Source organism: Sphingobacterium suaedae (assembly GCF_042684625.1).
Taxonomy (GTDB): Bacteria; Bacteroidota; Bacteroidia; order Sphingobacteriales; family Sphingobacteriaceae; genus Sphingobacterium; species Sphingobacterium suaedae.
Window position 1 is genome coordinate 140086 of record NZ_JBHULR010000001.1, and the last position, 17552, is coordinate 157637.

The following is a 17552-nucleotide window of genomic DNA, read 5'->3' on the forward strand; positions in this document are numbered from 1 at the left end:
ATCAACTTCGAATAATATTCAAAATTTTCCATTTTACTTTGAATATTATTCATGATAGGTTGCCGTGATCGAAATATTGTTTTTTTTATTCCCGTTTTTAAATGTAAATGATAAGTCTGCTTGTTTGTGCGTTTTGTTGGCATTAGTTTGAATAAAAGCTCAAAACACTGGGGAATGATCTCGTAAATAATTAGTTTTGCTATTCTAAATTACTAAAACGTGCAAATATTAGCAAAATTAAGTCAACTTTCGTCGGAGCTGTTAGGTGATTTATTTTACCTGCCAGAAGATGCGAAGCACCAAGCTATGCGTATAGCATATTCTACCGACGCCTCCGTTTATCAAGAATTACCGCTCGCCGTGGCCATCCCCCGTGCAAAGGAAGATTTAGGTAAATTAATTGCATTTGCTCGGGAAGAACGGGTAACACTTATTCCTAGGACGGCCGGAACGTCGTTGGCAGGACAGGTGGTGGGAGCGGGGATCGTTGTGGATGTGTCGCGTTTCTTTAATAAAATTTTGGAATTAAATTTAGCCCAACGTTGGGTTCGTGTAGAGCCTGGCGTAATACGGGATGACTTAAACAGCTATTTGGCACCGTTTGGTTTAATGTTTGGTCCAGAGACTTCAACCGCGAACCGAGCTATGATAGGGGGAATGATTGGAAACAATTCATCGGGGCTTCATTCGATCGTCTGGGGTGATACTCGACAGAACCTTTTGGAAGCAAGTGTTCTTTTAGATGACGGATCTGAAGTGTTATTTCAACCGTTGGATGAAAAATGCTTGTTCGAAAAATTGGCTTCTGCTGGTCGGGAAGGTGATATTTACAGACAACTCAACAAACTCTTGACGACAAAGGCTAATCGGGAAGCTATTGTTTCTGGGTATCCTAAGAAAACACTGGCGCGTAGAAACACTGGATATGCACTGGACTTTTTAGTGGATAACTCAAATCTTTTTAATCTTTGTCATCTATTGGCCGGATCTGAAGGAACGATAGGCCTGGTCACCGAGGCTAAACTGAGACTAATGCCGCTACCTCCGCCGGAGATTGGTCTGCTATGTGTTCATTTTCAGGATCTGGTAGAGTGTATGCGAGGGAATGTGGTGGCTTTGGCCCATCAACCGGAAGCTTCTGAGTTGGTGGATAAGTATATTTTGGACTTTACCGTTGGACATCCTACCTATCAGTACAATCGATTTTTCATCGAGGGTGATCCGAAAGCGTTACTCATCGTCGAATTTCGCGCACACGATTTGACAACATTGCTGGCCAAAGCGGAAGCCTTAAAAGCAGACTTAATACGGAGCGGGCTCGGCTACGCATATCCGTTTGTAACAGGTCTGACGCAAGCAAATTTGGTTTGGGATTTGCGTAAAGCTGGATTAGGGCTGATTCGTAACTTGCCGGGAGACGAACAACCCGTGAACTTAATCGAAGATTGTGCAGTAGCACCTGAGGATTTGCCGGCTTATGTGCAGGATATACAGAATTTGCTTATCGAACAGCAGGTGCACGCGTCTTATTATGCGCATGCTGGAGCTGGTGAGCTCCATATTGAACCTTTTATCAACTTAAAAACACCTGAGGGGCGAGCTAAGTTCCGACTCATTTTGGACCGTACGACAGACTTGGTACTTAAATACAATGGTTCACTTAGCGGAGAGCATGGTGATGGTCGATTGCGCGGAGAGTTTATCGGAAAGGTTTTGGGAGAGCACGTTTACGAACTCCTAAAAGAAACGAAGGCTATTTTTGATCCGTTGGGTATTTTTAATGCACATAAAATTGTGCATGCACCACCTATGGACATTTCGCTCCGTTATGATAAAACAACAGATGGGGAGGCAATTAAAACTTATTTCGACTTCTCTAAGCAGGAAAATATTCTTCGATTGGCTGAGAAATGTTCTGGATCTGGAGATTGTCGGAAAACAGAAATTACCGGAGGTACAATGTGCCCCTCGTTTATGGCCACCCGCGACGAAAAAGATACGACGCGTGCTCGGGCCAATATGTTGCGACAGTTCCTAACGAATTCAACGAAGAAGAATCGATTTGACCACGAAGAGATTAAAGAGGTTATGGATCTTTGTTTGAGTTGTAAGGCTTGCAAGAGTGAATGTCCTTCAAGTGTGGATGTTGCGAAAATGAAAGCAGAATTTTTACAACATTACTACGATGCGCATGGGGCTTCGTTCCGTTCATCTCTCATCGCTCATTTTACTAAAAGTCAGCGTTTGGGCTCTTATGTTGCACCATTTTATAATTTTGTAGTGAACACCCCGTTGTTGGCTAACGTGGTTAAATCTATTTCGGGGTTCGCCCGGGAGCGCTCTCTACCTCGTGTTCATTTTACCACACTATCGACGTGGGCAAACAGGCAGTCACGGCGCGAAAATAATCGGCGCGTTTATTTATTTAGTGATGAATTTACAGAATATAATGATACCTCTATTGGCATCACTGCTTATAAATTGCTCACTGCATTGGGATACGATGTGGTGATTCCAAAGCATGTAGAAAGCGGACGTACTTTTTTATCCAAGGGTTTTGTAAAAAAAGCGCAAAAAATTGCTCAGCAAAATATCGATCTGTTGAAAGATCTGATTACTGAAGATACTCCATTGCTTGGGATTGAACCTTCCGCTATTCTTACGTTGCGGGATGAATATATCGATCTGGTAGCATCTGATCAGAAAGCAAAAGCACGGAAATTAGCTGAAAATACACTGACAATCGATGAATTTTTGGTGCACGAGATAGAATCCGGACGCATCCAGGAAGAACAATTTACAAAAGAACCTAAATTCATCAAACTTCACGGGCATTGTTATCAAAAAGCATATCATTTAGTTGGATTTACACAGAAAATTTTGTCTTTTCCTCGACATTATTCGGTTGAAGTAATTCCTTCAGGCTGCTGTGGCATGGCAGGATCTTTTGGGTATGAGAAAGAACATTATGACATCTCGATGAAAATTGCTGAGTTGGTGTTGTTGCCTGCAGTTCGAAAAACATCACAAGACACACTTATCGCGGCAGCCGGTACGTCCTGCCGTCATCAGATTAAAGATGGCGCAAAAAGGGTCTCCTTCCATCCAGTCGAAATTTTATATAATGCGTTGGCTGTTTAAAACAATTTTTTGTTATCTTTTGTTATTATTCAATAAAAGGCTAAAATATGAAAACTACACTTTTTCCTGCAGTAATATTTATCGGGTTAGGCGGCATCCTTTGCGGATGTGGAAATAATTCTAAAACAGAAGATAAGTCGCAGCAAGCAAAACAATTAACGCAAAATATCGGACAATACATTGTGAATTCGGACACTGAAAATCCATCTGTTTATTTGTCGCTGGTGGATTCGAAGGAAACAGATTCTTCGATGGTCTACGTTGCGAAATCGCTTCGAAATAGGGACACAATTGGGCTACAAATAGAGGTTGTCAAGAATATTCCCGCGGGTTTATACCCCGACGGCAATCCGAATAACGAAAAGGGGTTTACATCTGGTGCAATCAAATTTAGCTCTATCGGATCTGAATCTGATAATTTTATTCAGGCACTTGGCGGGCTTTACAAGCATTCTGTAAAAGGGGGGATGACTGAAGTCACTTTGTTACCACTTGTCTTTTCGTCTAATAAAAAGAATATTGATTTGAAAAAAAATGGGACATATACGTTTAAACTGTTTTTCAATAATAGCGCCGGTGCTGAAGCGGAAGTCTTCGCCGTGCTAGATTTGTATAAGCGATTATTTGAATTCCGTGCCAAGGATTCTACGCAGTATGAGCGAATTTTGGCGGCTTTCCAAGGCTTATGATGGCAGGACAAAATTTTATATAGGCTGGATGACATTCATTCAGCCTTTTTTATTTCGACTGTTCAACAACAGATGTATTTTCTGAAAAAGAAGATGATAAATGTAATTTTCGGTCGACTTGATCCAGGGTGCGATAGTCGCTTGATAAGGCGTTTGAAAGTAAAAGCGCTATTCCTGCTAAAAATGAGATGATGAGTTTTTGCATAGATATGGTATGATTTGTTGTCCTGAAAGTAGGCAGAGACTTGGAAGCAACCAAGACTAATTAGGTGAATTATTTTGTCTGTTCGGTAAACAGTCTGATTCTTTCGGTTAATGCTCGCTACTGTTCTAAGATTTTCCTATCTTGATCCCATGATCGTTCGGTTGTGGAGTGCTATATGTTTATGCACATTAATAGGTGTGGTCTTTGCACAAAATACTGGCCGAGATAGGGAGCCGCTCGGTAAAATTACAGATAGCAGATTAGGCGAGTTGTCCGGCTTAATTGTTAGCAGGCAATCATCGTCTTTGTTTTGGACGCATAATGACAGCGGAGACAGCGCGCGTATTTTCTTAATTGACGATAAAGCGCAGACGAAGATTACTTATTTGTTGGAAGGCGTACGGGGAATCGATACGGAGGACATTGCTTGTTTTCAAAGAGGAGGGAAAAACTTTGTCGTTTTGGCCGACATTGGGGATAATCGGGCTGTGCGAAAAGAGGTTAAGTTGTACATTTTTGAAGAACCACTTTGGGACGGTAAAATGCATCATGATATTATTTCCGCTGAAGCAATTACACAGGTTACTTTGCGTTACGAAGATGGTGCACGGGATGCAGAAGCGCTTTTTATCGATCCATTAGATCTCACTGGATACATTATTTCTAAACGTGATTTCCAGGTCGGTGTATATCCATTTTCTTTAGACAACGCGTTGGTGGGACAGTCCTTAGTGTTGAAACGGAAGTTCGATTTACCTATGACCTTCGTCACGGCGGCTGATATGACACGTGACGGAGCTGGGCTGCTTATTAAAAACCTAACTCAGGTGTTTTATTGGGAACGCAAACGTAACGAAACAATATTACAGATGCTTGGACGGAAACCGAGGACGCTTACTTACCAACCTGAGCCGCAAGGGGAGGCGATCTGCTTTGGAGATCTGCGCGGAGTTTTTTATACGATAAGTGAACGTCCATTAGGATTAGATGCTTATCTTTATCGTTATTATATAACACCCTTACATTAAGATATTTGATTTTTTATTTTACCTTATGAAGAAATTGATTGCACTGTTTGCTATGTTTATGGGATTGTACACATCCCATGCGGCAAAAGTGGATACCGTTGCGGTCCAAAGTCAACGTATGAAAAAACAAGTCAAGACCGTTGTTATTTCGCCTGAAAATGAGCAAGCGAAGGCTGTATTGTATTTATTACATGGCTATTCAGGCAATTACAGCAATTGGGTGCAAAGAGCACCCCGGTTGAAAGAATTGGTGGATACCTACGGATTCTTAGTTGTATGTCCAGATGGCGGATTTGACAGTTGGTATTGGGACACGGATCGTACGGAATATCAATACGAGTCTTTTATTACGAAAGAATTATTGCCCTATGTAGAGAAGAATTATCACGTGACAGCTAGTCGAAGCCATCGGGCAATCACTGGGCTTAGTATGGGAGGTCATGGCGCACTATATCTTGCATTTCGTCATCAAGATTTATTTGCGTTCGCTGGAAGCACGTCAGGAGGTGTAGATATTCGCCCTTTTCCGAATAACTGGAATATGAAACAGCGACTAGGCGCATATCACGAACACCCAGCTGTATGGGATGAACACACAGTTATTGAACTAACACATCTGATACAGCCAGGAAACTTACAGCTGTTTATCGATTGCGGTACGGAAGATTTCTTTTTCGGTGTAAATAACAAATTGCACGAAAAACTGACCTACTTGAATATACCTCATCACTACCTTACCATGCCAGGCAAACACGATTGGAACTATTGGTCTCGCTCGATCGATTTTCAGATGGCTTTTTTCAACCAATGTTTTCAACAAACTAATGCTGTGAAATAAACGGGATGCATAGATTATATTTTATTTTCATCGCTATCCTGCTGTCAGGCAATTTGCGAGCACAGCAGGTAATCCTCAGTGGTGTAGTACGTGATGCTTCGTCGGGCGAAACGCTAATTGGAGCAGTCGTATCTGTTCAGAATGGAGAGCTTGCTACCAGCACGAATACATATGGTTTTTATTCGTTAACAGTACCTGGAGGTAGACATAGTGTCGTTTTGAGCTACGTAGGTTATCAGACGCTGGTGCAGGATATGGATGTGACAAGCAATCAACGCGTCAATTTTGAATTAAAGCCGCTAGATAATCGGATTGATGAGGTTGTGGTGTCTGCCAAACGTAAAGATGGGAACGTTCGTGATGCACAGATGGGAGCGCTTAACTTTAGTATGGAGGAAATTAAAAATATTCCTGTACTTTTTGGCGAAAAAGATCTATTAAAAACCATACAATTATTGCCGGGCGTGCAAAGCGGGGGAGAAGGCACTTCGAATTTTTATGTCCGTGGTGGCGGCTCTGATCAAAATTTAATTTTGTTGGACGAAGCAACGGTGTATAATGCATCGCACTTATTGGGATTTTTCTCTACGTTTAATTCGGATGCAATTAAAGATGTACAATTATATAAAGGAGGTGTGCCGGCACAGTACGGAGGACGCATCTCATCTGTTCTCGATATAGCAATGGTGGACGGTAATCAGAAACGCTTTGCTGCAGAAGGAGGTATAGGTCTAATTGCATCGCGATTGAAAATCGAAGCGCCTCTTGTGAAGGACAAAAGCTCCTTTATGCTCAGTGGACGACGTACGTACGCGGATATGTTTTTGAAGCTATCGAAGGATAAGGACGTAAATAGTAGTAAGCTCTATTTTTATGATTTAAACGCTAAACTGAATTATAAGCTTAATGATAAAAATACCCTGTATGTTTCCGGGTATTTCGGAAAAGACGACTTGGGGTATTCTGATTTGTTCAGTTTCGATTGGGGTAATGCAACAGGAACAGTAAGGTGGAACCATTTATTTAGTGAACGCCTATTTAGTAACACTTCGTTAATATATAGCGACTTCACATATAATGTGCAAGTATCAAGTGATGATAGCGATTTTAAGATTGCGTCGAAGATTCGTAATTGGAATGTCAAACAAGATTTTTCCTTGTATGCAGATGCCAATAGTACAATCCGTTTCGGTGTACATGCGCTCCACCAATCCATTCATCCGGCGAGTCTATCAGCAGGAGAAAACACCGCTGTCAACTCAATAGATGTGGACAGCCGCCAAGGAATAGATGTGGCAGCATATGCGTCGCATGAATGGAAACCTTCGGAACGACTTTCATTTATTTATGGTGTTCGGCTGAATGATTTTATGGTAATGGGGCCTGGAACTTTTTATGAGTTTGATAGCGATGGCGAACCGACTTCCGAGAAGTATTATGGAACCGAGATCGTGAAACACTACTTAAATTTGGAACCTCGTTTTTCTGCGAGTTTTTTGCTTAACGAACAAAGCAGCATAAAGGCTTCATACAATCGAATTGCCCAGAATCTGCATCAATTAACCAATACGACATCGAGCTTGCCAACAGATCAGTATGTGGTGAGTAGCTTAAATATTAAACCGCAGATTGCAAACCAAGTGGCGATGGGGTATTTCCGGAACTTTCAAGGAAACAGATATGAGTTTTCTGTTGAAGCATATTTTAAAAAAATGGATAATCAAATCGACTTTAGAAATGGTGCTGATCTTCAAGCCAACCGCTATCTGGAAGGAGAATTACTTTTTGGTATTGGACGAGCCTATGGTTTAGAGTGGTACCTACGTAAAAACAGCGGCAAATTAAACGGTTGGGTAAGCTATACTTTAGCAAAAAGCGAGCGTAAATTTGATGGAATAGACAGTGGTAACTGGTTTCGCGCGCGGCAGGATCGTACGCATGATCTATCCGTAGTAGCGATGTATGAGTTGTCAAAAAAATGGACAATTGGTACAACCTTTGTTTTTAATACAGGTAATGCCGTGACTTTTCCAAGCGGTAAATACGAAGTGGATGGAAAATCAATGTTCTATTATACGGAACGTAACGGCTACCGTATGCCAAATTATCATCGCTTGGATCTTTCAGCGACTTATGAACCGACGAAAACAAACAAGCGGTTTCAATCTAGTTGGACATTTGGCATATACAACGTGTACAATAGGAAGAATGCCTACATCATTGATTTCAGAGAAAAGGAGTCTAATCCAAACATAACGGAGGCTTACAAGGTGGCTCTTTTTGGAGCAATTCCTTCGGTTACCTGGAACTTTAAATTTTAATAACATGTCCCTGAAATATTATTTTATCCTGTGCTGTTCCTTGTTGGTACTTGCAGCTTGCGAGGAAGTCATTGATATCGATCTAAATGCTGCAGATCCACGTGTGGTGATTGAAGCGCAGTTGTCTGATCTAAATTCAGTACAACGGATTCGTGTATCCAAATCAGTGGCTTTCAGTGAGTCAATAAACTCTTTACCTGTTGAAAACGCTCTAGTTACGGTTCGTGACGATCAAGGTAGAAACTTTAGTTTTCAGTATGAACAAAATGGAAATTATATCCATCCGAATTTTAAACCGGTAGCTGGCCGTACATATGTCTTGCACGTGTACGTCGGAGACGAGCTTTATGAATCGTCCTGTATAATGCCTGCCTATGTGGACGTGGACTCGATTGGCGTTTTGGAGGAAAATATATTTGGTGATCCATATTATTTTGCGACATTTAAATTCAACGATCCTGCTGATGTGAACAATTATTATAAATATGATCTTTCGATCAATGGTGCTCCATATCGCTTTGCTTCGGCGTTGAATGATAAATTTAATGACGGTCTTTATGTTACACATCAGATATCTGATTTGGATACAGATCTGGTGGTTGGGGACAGTATCAATGTAAGAAGATATTGTGTAGATCGGAAGGTTTATGAATATTGGAACGAGTTTCAAAGCACTAATCCGGGGACTGCGGCTCCTGGAAATCCTACTTCAAACATTTCTAATAATGCTCTTGGTTATTTCTCGGTTGCGTCGGCCAAGGAGTTTGGTCTTCGAATCGAAGAGGGTGGTTTCATAGAAGAATGAGCGTTCCGTGAATTAGAGAGTATCAAACGTATACCCTTTTGTTTGCAGATAGGCAATTGCTTTGGGTAATGCATACGACATACGGGGCATGGCCTTTGGGTTATCGTGAAAAACAATGATGGAACCATTTTTCGTATGATTAATAATATGTTGAAGGCATTTTTCAGGAGTTAAGCTTTCATCGAAATCGCCAGATAGAACATCCCAAAAAATAATCTGAAAATGCTTATCCAATTGGCGTAATTGAGACTTCTTTGCGCGAGCATAGGGAGGCCGGAAAAGGTTGGTTTTTGTGAGATCCTGACAGCTCTGTACATTTTGCAAATACACGTGATCCTCCGTGTCCCAACCTTTTAAATGATTATACGTATGGTTACCAACTTGGTGCCCCTCTTTTAGGATACGATCGAATAGTACGGGATGTTTTTGTACGTTATCGCCCACACAGAAAAATGTTGCCTTGATTTGAAATCTTGCTAATGTATCCAGGACGAAAGTTGTAGCTTCTGGGACAGGTCCATCGTCAAAGGTAAGATAGATTTTTTTTTCCGATCTCGATTTGTTGAAAGTGACGTTAGGATAATACCAACGCAAAAAAAAAGGCGCGTTTACAAAATACATGTTGATAATATCAGATTTTTGTCTCAAATTTAGGAATCATTTATCCTTAATTACGAAATGATAAGAAAATTATCTTCCTGTATATTTTTACTGTTGTTTTTTCTTGCTGTAGGAGGTTCTAAATCTTATGCCCAGATCTCGCTGGAACGGGCGATCGAGACTATGCTAGAGCGAAATTTGCAAATTCGGCAGGCGCAATTTGGCGTGCGGCTGACAGAACAGACGCTCTATCAATCGAAATCAGAGCTATATCCTAATCTTTCCTTTGGAGCGAGTAACTCTTACAATTACGGATTAACGTTTGACCAAACTTCCGGCCAACTTATTCGTGGCAATGATTGGACAAGTAATGCAGGAGCACAATTATCTTCTAGTGTCGCGGTTTTTCAGGGTTTTCAGAAAATCAACCAAATCAAAGCGAATAAAATACAATTGTCGATCGATATCACCGAAGTAGATAAAGTTAAAAATGATCTAGTCCTTTCCGTGGTTACGAACTATTTAGAAGCCATCACAAATGGGGAATTATTTGAAGCAGCCCAACAGCAGGCCGAATTGTCCAAAGAACAACTCCGACAAGACAGTATTCAATTCGCCGTTGGAAATAAAACCGTTGCCGATTTAGCTCAAGCAGAGAATCAAGTGGCGACCGATGAGTTGAATATTATGACCTCAGAAAATGCCTACCAATTATCCATGCTTAATTTAAAGCAATTAATGGAGATGTCGCCGGATACTGTTTTTACTTTAATAAAGCCAAATATTGCAGATGTGATGGCGGAATATGCTGTCACTTCTTTCGACGACGTTTTCTCACAGGCTTTGATAACGCAACCAGGGATTGAACAAGCCGGCTATAACAAACAGTTAGCACTGAGAAATATAGATATTGCCAAAGGCGCTTATTTCCCTACTATAAATGTTTCCGCAGGATACGGTACAAACTACTCATCGCAAGCATTAAATCCTCTTACGCAGGCTAAATGGGCTTTTTTTGACCAGTTTAACGAGAACAAATCTTTTCGAGGAACGATTAGCTTAGAGGTGCCGATTTTTAATAATAATCGAACCAAGGTTGCTGTTAGTAAGGCTAAAATCAATTATTTGCAAGCCGAAAATGATGCCGCGATTACCCGTCGAAATCTAGAAAAGACGATAGCACAGGCTATCTTGGATCTTCGGTCTGCCAATAAGCAATATTTCGCGTCGCAGATTGCTTTTAATACGTCTAAAGTCGCTTACGAAACAATCAAAGAAAGATACGACGTTGGTATGGCGAATTCTATTGAGATGTTTACCGCACAGACGAATATGAACAAAGCGGAGTTTGATATGATCCGTAGAAAATATGAAATGGTGTTTCGTGGGAAAGTGATCGATTATTATATCGGTAAACCTATTACATTTTAATACAATAATTCATGGCAAAAAAGAAGAGCAATCTACCGAAAATACTAGTCATTGTTGCGGTGGTAATTTTGGTAGCTGTTATTGCGGGCAGTAAACTAGGATGGTTTGGTGATGGAGCCGAACAGAAGGTAGCCGTTGACGTGGTCCAGGAAAAAACGATTTCTGAGTTGGTATCTGCGAGTGGTAAAGTGCAGCCCGAGTTCGAGGTCAAGTTAAGTTCGGAAGTGTCGGGAGAAATTATAGAATTGAATGTGCGGGAAGGACAGGTGGTAAAAAAAGGAGATGTACTTTGTCGCGTGAAACCTGACTTACTGCAGTCGAGCTATGATCAGGTCGCTGCAATGGTAAGCCAACAACAAGCAAATCTTGCAGGAGCGCAACAGATGTTAAAACAACAAGAAGCTAACTTTGCCAACACAGAGGCTATCTACAAGCGCAGTTCTGAACTTTTTGATAAGCGGGTAATCTCTGCGTCAGAGATGGATAAGGCTCGTGCGGATTATGAAAGTGCACGGGCTAGTATCGAATCGCAACGACAACAGGTGGTCGCTGCGCGTTTTGCCGTAAACCAGTCGCAAGCGCAATTGCAAGAGGCCGGGAATAGTTTATCTCGGACAACCATCTATGCGCCCGCTGATGGAGTGGTTTCGTTATTATCGATCGAACTAGGCGAACGTGTCGTAGGTACGGCACAAATGGCCGGTACAGAAATTATGCGTATAGCAAATATGTCGACAATGGAAGTCAATGTAGAAGTCAACGAAAATGATATCAATCGGGTTAAGGTTGGGAATGAGGCTGCCATTGAAGTCGATGCTTTCCAAGGTAGGAAATTTAAAGGTAAAGTGACTGAAATATCGAGTTCGTCGACATCGACGGGAACAACAGCCACGGCCGCTACCACGGCAGAACAGGTAACAAACTTTAATGTGAAGGTTCGAATTGAAACATCTTCTTATAAAGATCTAATCGATGACGATAATGTAAATTCTTCACCTTTTAAACCAGGCTTATCTGCCACCGTACAGATCCATACGAAATCCGATAAAGGGCTTATAGTTCCTATTCAAGCTGTCACCGTCCGAACTGGTGAGGGCGAGGCCGATTCAGTAAGCAACGGAGAAGTCAAAGAATACGTATTTGTACTAAGTGGCGATGTGGTCAAGATGACGGAAGTAGAAACTGGTATACAAGACGACAGCAATATTATTGTTAAATCTGGTCTAAAAAAAGGCGATCAGGTCGTTTCAAGACCATTTAACGCTATTTCGAAATTGTTGAAAGACGGTACGCGTGTTAAAAAAGTAGAGGCAAGCGAGCTGAAGTAAGTCTAAAAATTCAAAGAACGTATGTTATATAATGAAAAACATTGTACTTTTTTTCGGACTGAGTGAACGAGAGCGTAAAGGGTCTCTCTTTTTTTTGCTGCTCATCGTGATCGTGCTGCTTATGCCAAGGATTTATCAATTTTACATCGGTGAGTCGCGATCGGAAGCCGCAATTGTTTCAGTAACATTTCGTGAAAGTTTAGTTGTCGACGAGAAGGCTTATAAGGATAATGAAAGTCAATCTGTGTATCGCCAACATCTTTTCGATGATGACAAGCCAAAGCACCGGTCAAAGATTTTTCCATTTAATCCAAACAATTTACCGAAAGAGATATGGAGAGAGCTAGGATTTAGCGATCGTCAGATCCAGGTAATCAAAAATTATGAAGCAAAAGGAGGACGTTTTCGTTCAGCAAATGATCTAGCGAAAATATATTCGATATCAACGCAAGACATGGAACGGTTGAAACCCTACTTGCGGTTTGAGGCAGGATCTTCAAAAGCGAATTTTAAGACGAAAGAAACTGAGGCTCCATTGGTCAAAACGATAAATAGATTGGAAATAAACAAAGCCGATTCCGCGGAATTGGAGAATCTAAAGGGGATAGGGCCGATATTGGCGTCGCGAATCGTTAAATTTCGGAGCCGTCTCGGTGGATTTCATCATGTAAACCAAATCCAAGAAGTCTATGGCGTCTCGGACGAGCTTTTCGCAGCATTGAAAGGAAATTTCGTTGACACCGAAAATGAAGTGAAAAAGATGAACATCAACACGCTAACCGAGGAAGAATTGGCCTCTCATCCTTATATATCGAAAAAAATAGCTAGAATATTGGTTCGGTATCGAGAGCAGCATGGTGGCTTTAGATCCATTGCCGACCTTCGACTGATTTACGCTCTAGATGTTGAATTTTTGCACAAAATTGAACCTTATTTGCAATTTGATTAGAAGATGAGTTTAGAACAACGATTAAAGGCTGTCATCCGAGATATTCCTGACTTCCCGCAACCGGGGGTTGTGTTCAAAGATATTACTCCCATTTTAAAAGATCAGGAATTGTGCGATGCTATTGTGGAGGCGTTCGCGGCGCAGATTAATGAACTGGGAATAGACGTAGTTGCTGGGGTTGAAAGCAGAGGCTTTCTGTTCGGACTTATGCTGGCCAATAAATTAAGTGTTCCATTTGTTCCTATTCGAAAGCAAGGAAAGCTTCCTTTTAAAACTATTTCCGAGTCCTATAAACTGGAATATGGACAAGCTACTATTGAAATTCATGAAGATGCTTTTGAGGCAGGATGTCGCGTCCTTATCCACGATGACCTGCTGGCCACTGGAGGAACAGTCGTCGCAGCTTCCAAATTAATAGAGAAGTTGGGTGGTACGGTCGCGGGTTACGCCTTTGTCATTAGTCTAGATTTTTTGCAGAGCCGAGGTAGACTTACGCGATTCAGTGAAGAAGTGGTTTCGTTGGTGAGCTATAACGATTGAATTGGTTGACCGGTATTTACAAAAAATCGTTATTATTTTATGACTATGGAAATAAAATAATAACGATTTTTGGTGCACTATTTCGTGGCAATTAGTGTTCCCTCTATCTGGTAATATTTATCGTTCATTAATAATACAGATTGATTTTTTTCCAAGCTGTACGTCGAGTCCTTAATGTATCGTAGAACTTCTTTCGTCTCATAGAGCGAATTTTTGATAGTTCGATGGACGACTATCGTTTGCAATTCGCCGCCTGATCCATAGGTCAGTTCAACGGATGATAGGTCAATCTTCGGATTTGTCGATCGGAAAGTAACCTTACGTGTGGTACTATCTTTTTCTAAATACCCGAGATAGGCAGATTTGTTTAAATCCACCGAAGCAAAACTGGACAATTCATTTTTCCAATTGTCCACACGCAATGTTTTTGTTTCGGATATAGAATCTTTGGTAACCGTTTTCTGAATCTCGGGGTTTTCGGTTGTCAGTCGTTGCACCTCCTCTTCAAAAAAGTGTGGGAGGTCAACAAACATCTCTTTTTGCGTTGCAGGGGTATTTGATGAATGACAGGATAGTAATGAAGCAGTAAAAGCAACTGCGACTACTGCTCTTAAAATAGTTTTTTCCATTCTATACCAACACATTGCCAGTCATCTCTACGGGTATTTCAGCGCCCAATAGGGTTAATATAGTGGGGGCAATGTCGCCCAGCTTTCCATCTTTAATATGTTGAAAGTCTTTATCAATCAAAATGCACGGTACGAGGTTGGTTGTATGCGCGGTGTTCGGAGAACCATCGTCATTTACCATAAATTCAGAATTTCCATGATCTGCTAAAATAATAAACGAGTATCCTTTCGCGAGTCCGGTTTCAACGACTTGTTTCGTACATCCATCTACTGTTTCTACCGCCTTCACAACAGCGTCGAATACACCGGTGTGACCCACCATATCTGGGTTTGCGAAATTCAAGCAAATAAAGTCTGGTGTGTTTTCGATCATATCTCTACATATGGCCTCCGTGATTCCGGCGGCACTCATCTCTGGCTGTAGATCGTAAGTAGCGACTTTGGGCGAGGGAACCAGTAATCGCCTTTCTCCAGCAAATTCATCTTCCCGCCCGCCAGAGAAAAAGAACGTCACATGTGGATATTTTTCGGTTTCGGCGATTCTTACCTGTGTTTTATCTTGGTCACTTAACGCTTCACCAAGTGTGTTGGAAAGATTATCCTTCTGGAACACAACGTGTACGTTTTTAAACGTTTCATCATAGGATGTCATGGTCACGTAATGCAGGGAGAGTGGCTTCATATCGTATTGTGGAAAAGCGTCCTGTGTCAATGCAATTGTAATCTCACGCCCCCGATCCGTACGGAAGTTATAACAAAATACGACGTCACCCTCTTCAATTTTTGCTATTGGGTTACCAGTCGAGTCGGTAACAACGACTGGTTTAATAAACTCATCTGTAATACCATTTTTGTAAGATTCCTCGATGGTTTGTGCAATATTAGTCGTTGGCGTACCGACGCCTTTTGTTAAGAGGTCATATGCTTCTTTTACTCGTTCCCACCGGTTATCACGGTCCATCGCATAATAGCGGCCAATCGCGCTGGCAATAGTTCCTACCGATGTAGATAGATGTTCCTGTAAATCTTTGATATACTTTAGCCCTCCATTCGGATCTGTATCACGGCCGTCCATGAAAGCATGTATGAATACTTGCTGATCGGTTAGATCCGCCCGCTTCGCGGCGTCCGCTAATGCTTTTAGATGCTCAATATGTGCATGCACTCCGCCATCGGATAATAATCCAATGAAATGAATCTTTTTATTTGTTCTTTTTGCGTATGCAAATGATTCCTGGATGACCGTATTGGTATTGAATTCACCGTCTTGCGCTGCTTTATTGATACGGCCTAACTCTTGATAGACAATACGTCCGGCGCCTAAATTCATGTGTCCGACTTCCGAGTTACCCATCTGCCCATTTGGTAGTCCAACGGCCTCTCCCGACGCTTCCAATCTGGCGTTCGGATACGATGTTAATAGATAATCTAAAAATGGGGTTTTTGCCGTCTTTACAGCGTTTGAACTATCTTCTTTGCCATATCCTAAACCATCTAGGATTACTAGCGCTACTCTTTTGTTTTCTAAATTACTCACACACAAATATATTTATTTATGAAAAGATAAACGACAATCGCCTGTCTAAATTTTATAGAAAGGTGCAATTTATTGGCACTATTTTGGTATTAACTCTTACGTAAAATTTGATAACGTTCGGATTATGTATTCATATTGGTTATCTAGGCAATTTTTTTCGATCTATACGCTGATTTCCGCGGTGACTATTTTTGTGAATACCTCCGCAACGTATAAATTTGCTCCACTGGACGAAGTTATTAAGGAAACGGCCGCCGCGTTGAAACTGGGAGATGCTAAGCGAGTCAGTACCTATTTTTCAACGAATGTAAGCCTCTCCGTTAAACGCGATGAAGGGAATTATACGAAATTTCAAGCAGAGCTGCTCCTTGATGAATTTTTTAGGGCTAACAAAGTGACGCATATAAAAGAAGTCCAAAAAATAAGCAATGCGTCCAATTCGTTTGTAGTTTTTTCCTTGAAATCGAATACAAACACCTTTCGCGTTTTTATCAAATTCACACAAACCAATAAAGATTTTCAGATAAGTGAACTGCGAATAGAGTAGGCAAACGATCGATAAAAATTGCCTGAAGATTTTATAATAAAATTTATTTTCGTCATCTTCGCTAAATAATTTTAATTCGAAATAAATGGCGGTGGAGTTAAGTAAATTGGAGAAATTTGTAGAATTGGCTCTTGAAGAGGACGTGAGAGAAGGTGATCATACTTCCTTATCAACAATTGATCCTGCCGTACTAGGTGAGGCGAAATTGCTTGTTAAAGACACGGGGGTTTTGGCAGGAGTCTCTGTCGCAGAAAATATTTTTCGTTTAATTGATTCGAGTCTTGTTTTGAACATATTCTTAAATGACGGAGAGTCCGTTGAACCAGGACAGACGGCATTTTATGTGAAAGGAAGTGTCCATAGTATCCTCAAAGCTGAACGGCTGGTGCTGAACGTAATGCAGCGCATGTCAGGGATTGCCACCCGAACGAAGTTATACACAGAACAACTAAAAGGAACCGAGACAAAAATTTTGGATACTCGGAAAACAACGCCGTTATTGCGCTTTTTAGAAAAAGAGGCGGTGCGTATAGGAGGTGGAGTGAACCATCGAATTGGATTGTATGATATGATTTTGATTAAGGATAATCATGTTGATTATGCCGGTGGAATTAGTAATGCTCTCCAAAAGGCACAAGCCTATCGGACCGTTCATAAGTTGAATATTCCTATCGAAATCGAAGTGCGAAATTTTACAGAATTGGAGGAGGTGCTAGCAAACGAGCGTGTCGATCGGATTATGCTGGATAATTTTACGCCTGAGGATGTTAAAAAGGCCGTAGAGCTTGTTAACGGTCGGTTGGTTACCGAAGCTTCTGGAGGAATCACGTTAGATAGCATACGGGCCTATGCATTAGCCGGTGTGGATTTTGTTTCAGTCGGAGCGTTAACGCACTCGGTAAAAAGTTTGGATTTAAGCTTAAAGGCTAAGATTATATAGTTATATTTAAGAGGCTTAAATTAA

At 41.2% G+C, this 17552-nt stretch carries 15 protein-coding genes; 12 read left to right on the plus strand and 3 right to left on the minus strand.

Annotated features, from left to right (window positions below; translation table 11 throughout):
* The first annotated feature begins 219 nt into the window (after positions 1-219).
* From ACFSR5_RS00590 to ACFSR5_RS00615, 6 genes are all read left to right on the plus strand, one after another.
* Entirely contained in the window at positions 220-3141 is a 2922-nt protein-coding gene (locus ACFSR5_RS00590) for an FAD-binding and (Fe-S)-binding domain-containing protein (RefSeq protein ID WP_380899624.1), read from the plus strand.
* 47 nt (positions 3142-3188) lie between these two features.
* The gene (locus ACFSR5_RS00595) at positions 3189-3830 is read left to right on the plus strand and encodes a hypothetical protein (protein WP_380899626.1); all 642 of its coding nucleotides are present in this window, start codon (positions 3189-3191) and stop codon (positions 3828-3830) included.
* A gap of 402 nt (positions 3831-4232) precedes the next feature.
* Positions 4233-5063, plus strand: coding sequence for a hypothetical protein (locus tag ACFSR5_RS00600; RefSeq protein ID WP_380899628.1), 831 nt, complete (start codon positions 4233-4235; stop codon positions 5061-5063).
* Between the two features lie 25 nt (positions 5064-5088).
* A complete protein-coding gene (locus tag ACFSR5_RS00605; RefSeq protein WP_380899630.1) occupies positions 5089-5901 on the plus strand; it encodes an alpha/beta hydrolase in 813 nt (270 codons plus the stop codon).
* A 5-nt stretch (positions 5902-5906) separates the two neighbouring features.
* Positions 5907-8222 (plus strand): TonB-dependent receptor, encoded by a 2316-nt coding sequence (locus ACFSR5_RS00610; protein ID WP_380899632.1) that lies wholly within the window; start codon positions 5907-5909, stop codon positions 8220-8222.
* Positions 8223-8226: 4 nt separating this feature from the next.
* Complete coding sequence (locus ACFSR5_RS00615; protein WP_380899634.1) at positions 8227-9027, plus strand: DUF4249 domain-containing protein; 801 nt, start codon at positions 8227-8229, stop codon at positions 9025-9027.
* Positions 9028-9039: 12 nt separating this feature from the next.
* On the opposite strand, the gene ACFSR5_RS00620 is transcribed toward ACFSR5_RS00615, so the two are convergent.
* Positions 9040-9648 carry a polysaccharide deacetylase family protein gene (locus ACFSR5_RS00620; RefSeq protein WP_380899636.1) on the minus strand — a complete coding sequence of 203 codons (609 nt, stop codon included), beginning with the start codon at positions 9646-9648 and terminating at the stop codon, positions 9040-9042.
* Between the two features lie 57 nt (positions 9649-9705).
* Between ACFSR5_RS00620 and ACFSR5_RS00625 the strand changes: the two genes are divergently transcribed.
* Genes ACFSR5_RS00625 through ACFSR5_RS00640 form a run of 4 tightly spaced genes read left to right on the plus strand, consistent with a single transcriptional unit; the run spans position 9706 to position 13875 of the window.
* Positions 9706-11058, plus strand: coding sequence for a TolC family protein (locus tag ACFSR5_RS00625; protein ID WP_380899638.1), 1353 nt, complete (start codon positions 9706-9708; stop codon positions 11056-11058).
* An 11-nt stretch (positions 11059-11069) separates the two neighbouring features.
* Entirely contained in the window at positions 11070-12386 is a 1317-nt protein-coding gene (locus ACFSR5_RS00630; RefSeq protein WP_380899640.1) for an efflux RND transporter periplasmic adaptor subunit, read from the plus strand.
* A 31-nt stretch (positions 12387-12417) separates the two neighbouring features.
* On the plus strand, positions 12418-13335 hold the full coding sequence (locus ACFSR5_RS00635; protein WP_380899642.1) for a helix-hairpin-helix domain-containing protein: 918 nt from the start codon (positions 12418-12420) through the stop codon (positions 13333-13335).
* A 3-nt stretch (positions 13336-13338) separates the two neighbouring features.
* On the plus strand, positions 13339-13875 hold the full coding sequence (locus ACFSR5_RS00640; protein ID WP_380899644.1) for an adenine phosphoribosyltransferase: 537 nt from the start codon (positions 13339-13341) through the stop codon (positions 13873-13875).
* A 77-nt stretch (positions 13876-13952) separates the two neighbouring features.
* Here the strand turns inward: ACFSR5_RS00640 and ACFSR5_RS00645 are convergent, their stop codons facing one another.
* Positions 13953-14504, minus strand: coding sequence for a hypothetical protein (locus tag ACFSR5_RS00645; protein ID WP_380899646.1), 552 nt, complete (start codon positions 14502-14504; stop codon positions 13953-13955).
* 1 nt (position 14505) lies between these two features.
* The gene (gpmI, locus tag ACFSR5_RS00650) at positions 14506-16041 is read right to left on the minus strand and encodes a 2,3-bisphosphoglycerate-independent phosphoglycerate mutase (RefSeq protein ID WP_380899648.1); all 1536 of its coding nucleotides are present in this window, start codon (positions 16039-16041) and stop codon (positions 14506-14508) included.
* 124 nt (positions 16042-16165) lie between these two features.
* Between gpmI and ACFSR5_RS00655 the strand changes: the two genes are divergently transcribed.
* The gene (locus ACFSR5_RS00655; RefSeq protein ID WP_380899650.1) at positions 16166-16588 is read left to right on the plus strand and encodes a DUF4783 domain-containing protein; all 423 of its coding nucleotides are present in this window, start codon (positions 16166-16168) and stop codon (positions 16586-16588) included.
* An 85-nt stretch (positions 16589-16673) separates the two neighbouring features.
* Entirely contained in the window at positions 16674-17528 is an 855-nt protein-coding gene (gene nadC, locus ACFSR5_RS00660; protein WP_380899652.1) for a carboxylating nicotinate-nucleotide diphosphorylase, read from the plus strand.
* Positions 17529-17552 lie beyond the last annotated feature (24 nt).

Excerpts from the sequence above, each read along its gene's own strand:
- ACFSR5_RS00595 (WP_380899626.1), top strand. The coding sequence starts at position 3,189 with ATGAAAACTACACTTTTTCCTGCAGTAATATTTATCGGGTTAGGCGGC.
- ACFSR5_RS00605 (WP_380899630.1), top strand. The coding sequence starts at position 5,089 with ATGAAGAAATTGATTGCACTGTTTGCTATGTTTATGGGATTGTACACA.
- ACFSR5_RS00610 (WP_380899632.1), top strand. The coding sequence starts at position 5,907 with ATGCATAGATTATATTTTATTTTCATCGCTATCCTGCTGTCAGGCAAT.
- ACFSR5_RS00615 (WP_380899634.1), top strand. The coding sequence starts at position 8,227 with ATGTCCCTGAAATATTATTTTATCCTGTGCTGTTCCTTGTTGGTACTT.
- ACFSR5_RS00620 (WP_380899636.1), bottom strand. The coding sequence starts at position 9,648 with ATGTATTTTGTAAACGCGCCTTTTTTTTTGCGTTGGTATTATCCTAAC.
- ACFSR5_RS00625 (WP_380899638.1), top strand. The coding sequence starts at position 9,706 with ATGATAAGAAAATTATCTTCCTGTATATTTTTACTGTTGTTTTTTCTT.
- ACFSR5_RS00630 (WP_380899640.1), top strand. The coding sequence starts at position 11,070 with ATGGCAAAAAAGAAGAGCAATCTACCGAAAATACTAGTCATTGTTGCG.
- ACFSR5_RS00635 (WP_380899642.1), top strand. The coding sequence starts at position 12,418 with ATGAAAAACATTGTACTTTTTTTCGGACTGAGTGAACGAGAGCGTAAA.
- ACFSR5_RS00640 (WP_380899644.1), top strand. The coding sequence starts at position 13,339 with ATGAGTTTAGAACAACGATTAAAGGCTGTCATCCGAGATATTCCTGAC.
- ACFSR5_RS00645 (WP_380899646.1), bottom strand. The coding sequence starts at position 14,504 with ATGGAAAAAACTATTTTAAGAGCAGTAGTCGCAGTTGCTTTTACTGCT.
- ACFSR5_RS00655 (WP_380899650.1), top strand. The coding sequence starts at position 16,166 with ATGTATTCATATTGGTTATCTAGGCAATTTTTTTCGATCTATACGCTG.
- nadC (WP_380899652.1), top strand. The coding sequence starts at position 16,674 with ATGGCGGTGGAGTTAAGTAAATTGGAGAAATTTGTAGAATTGGCTCTT.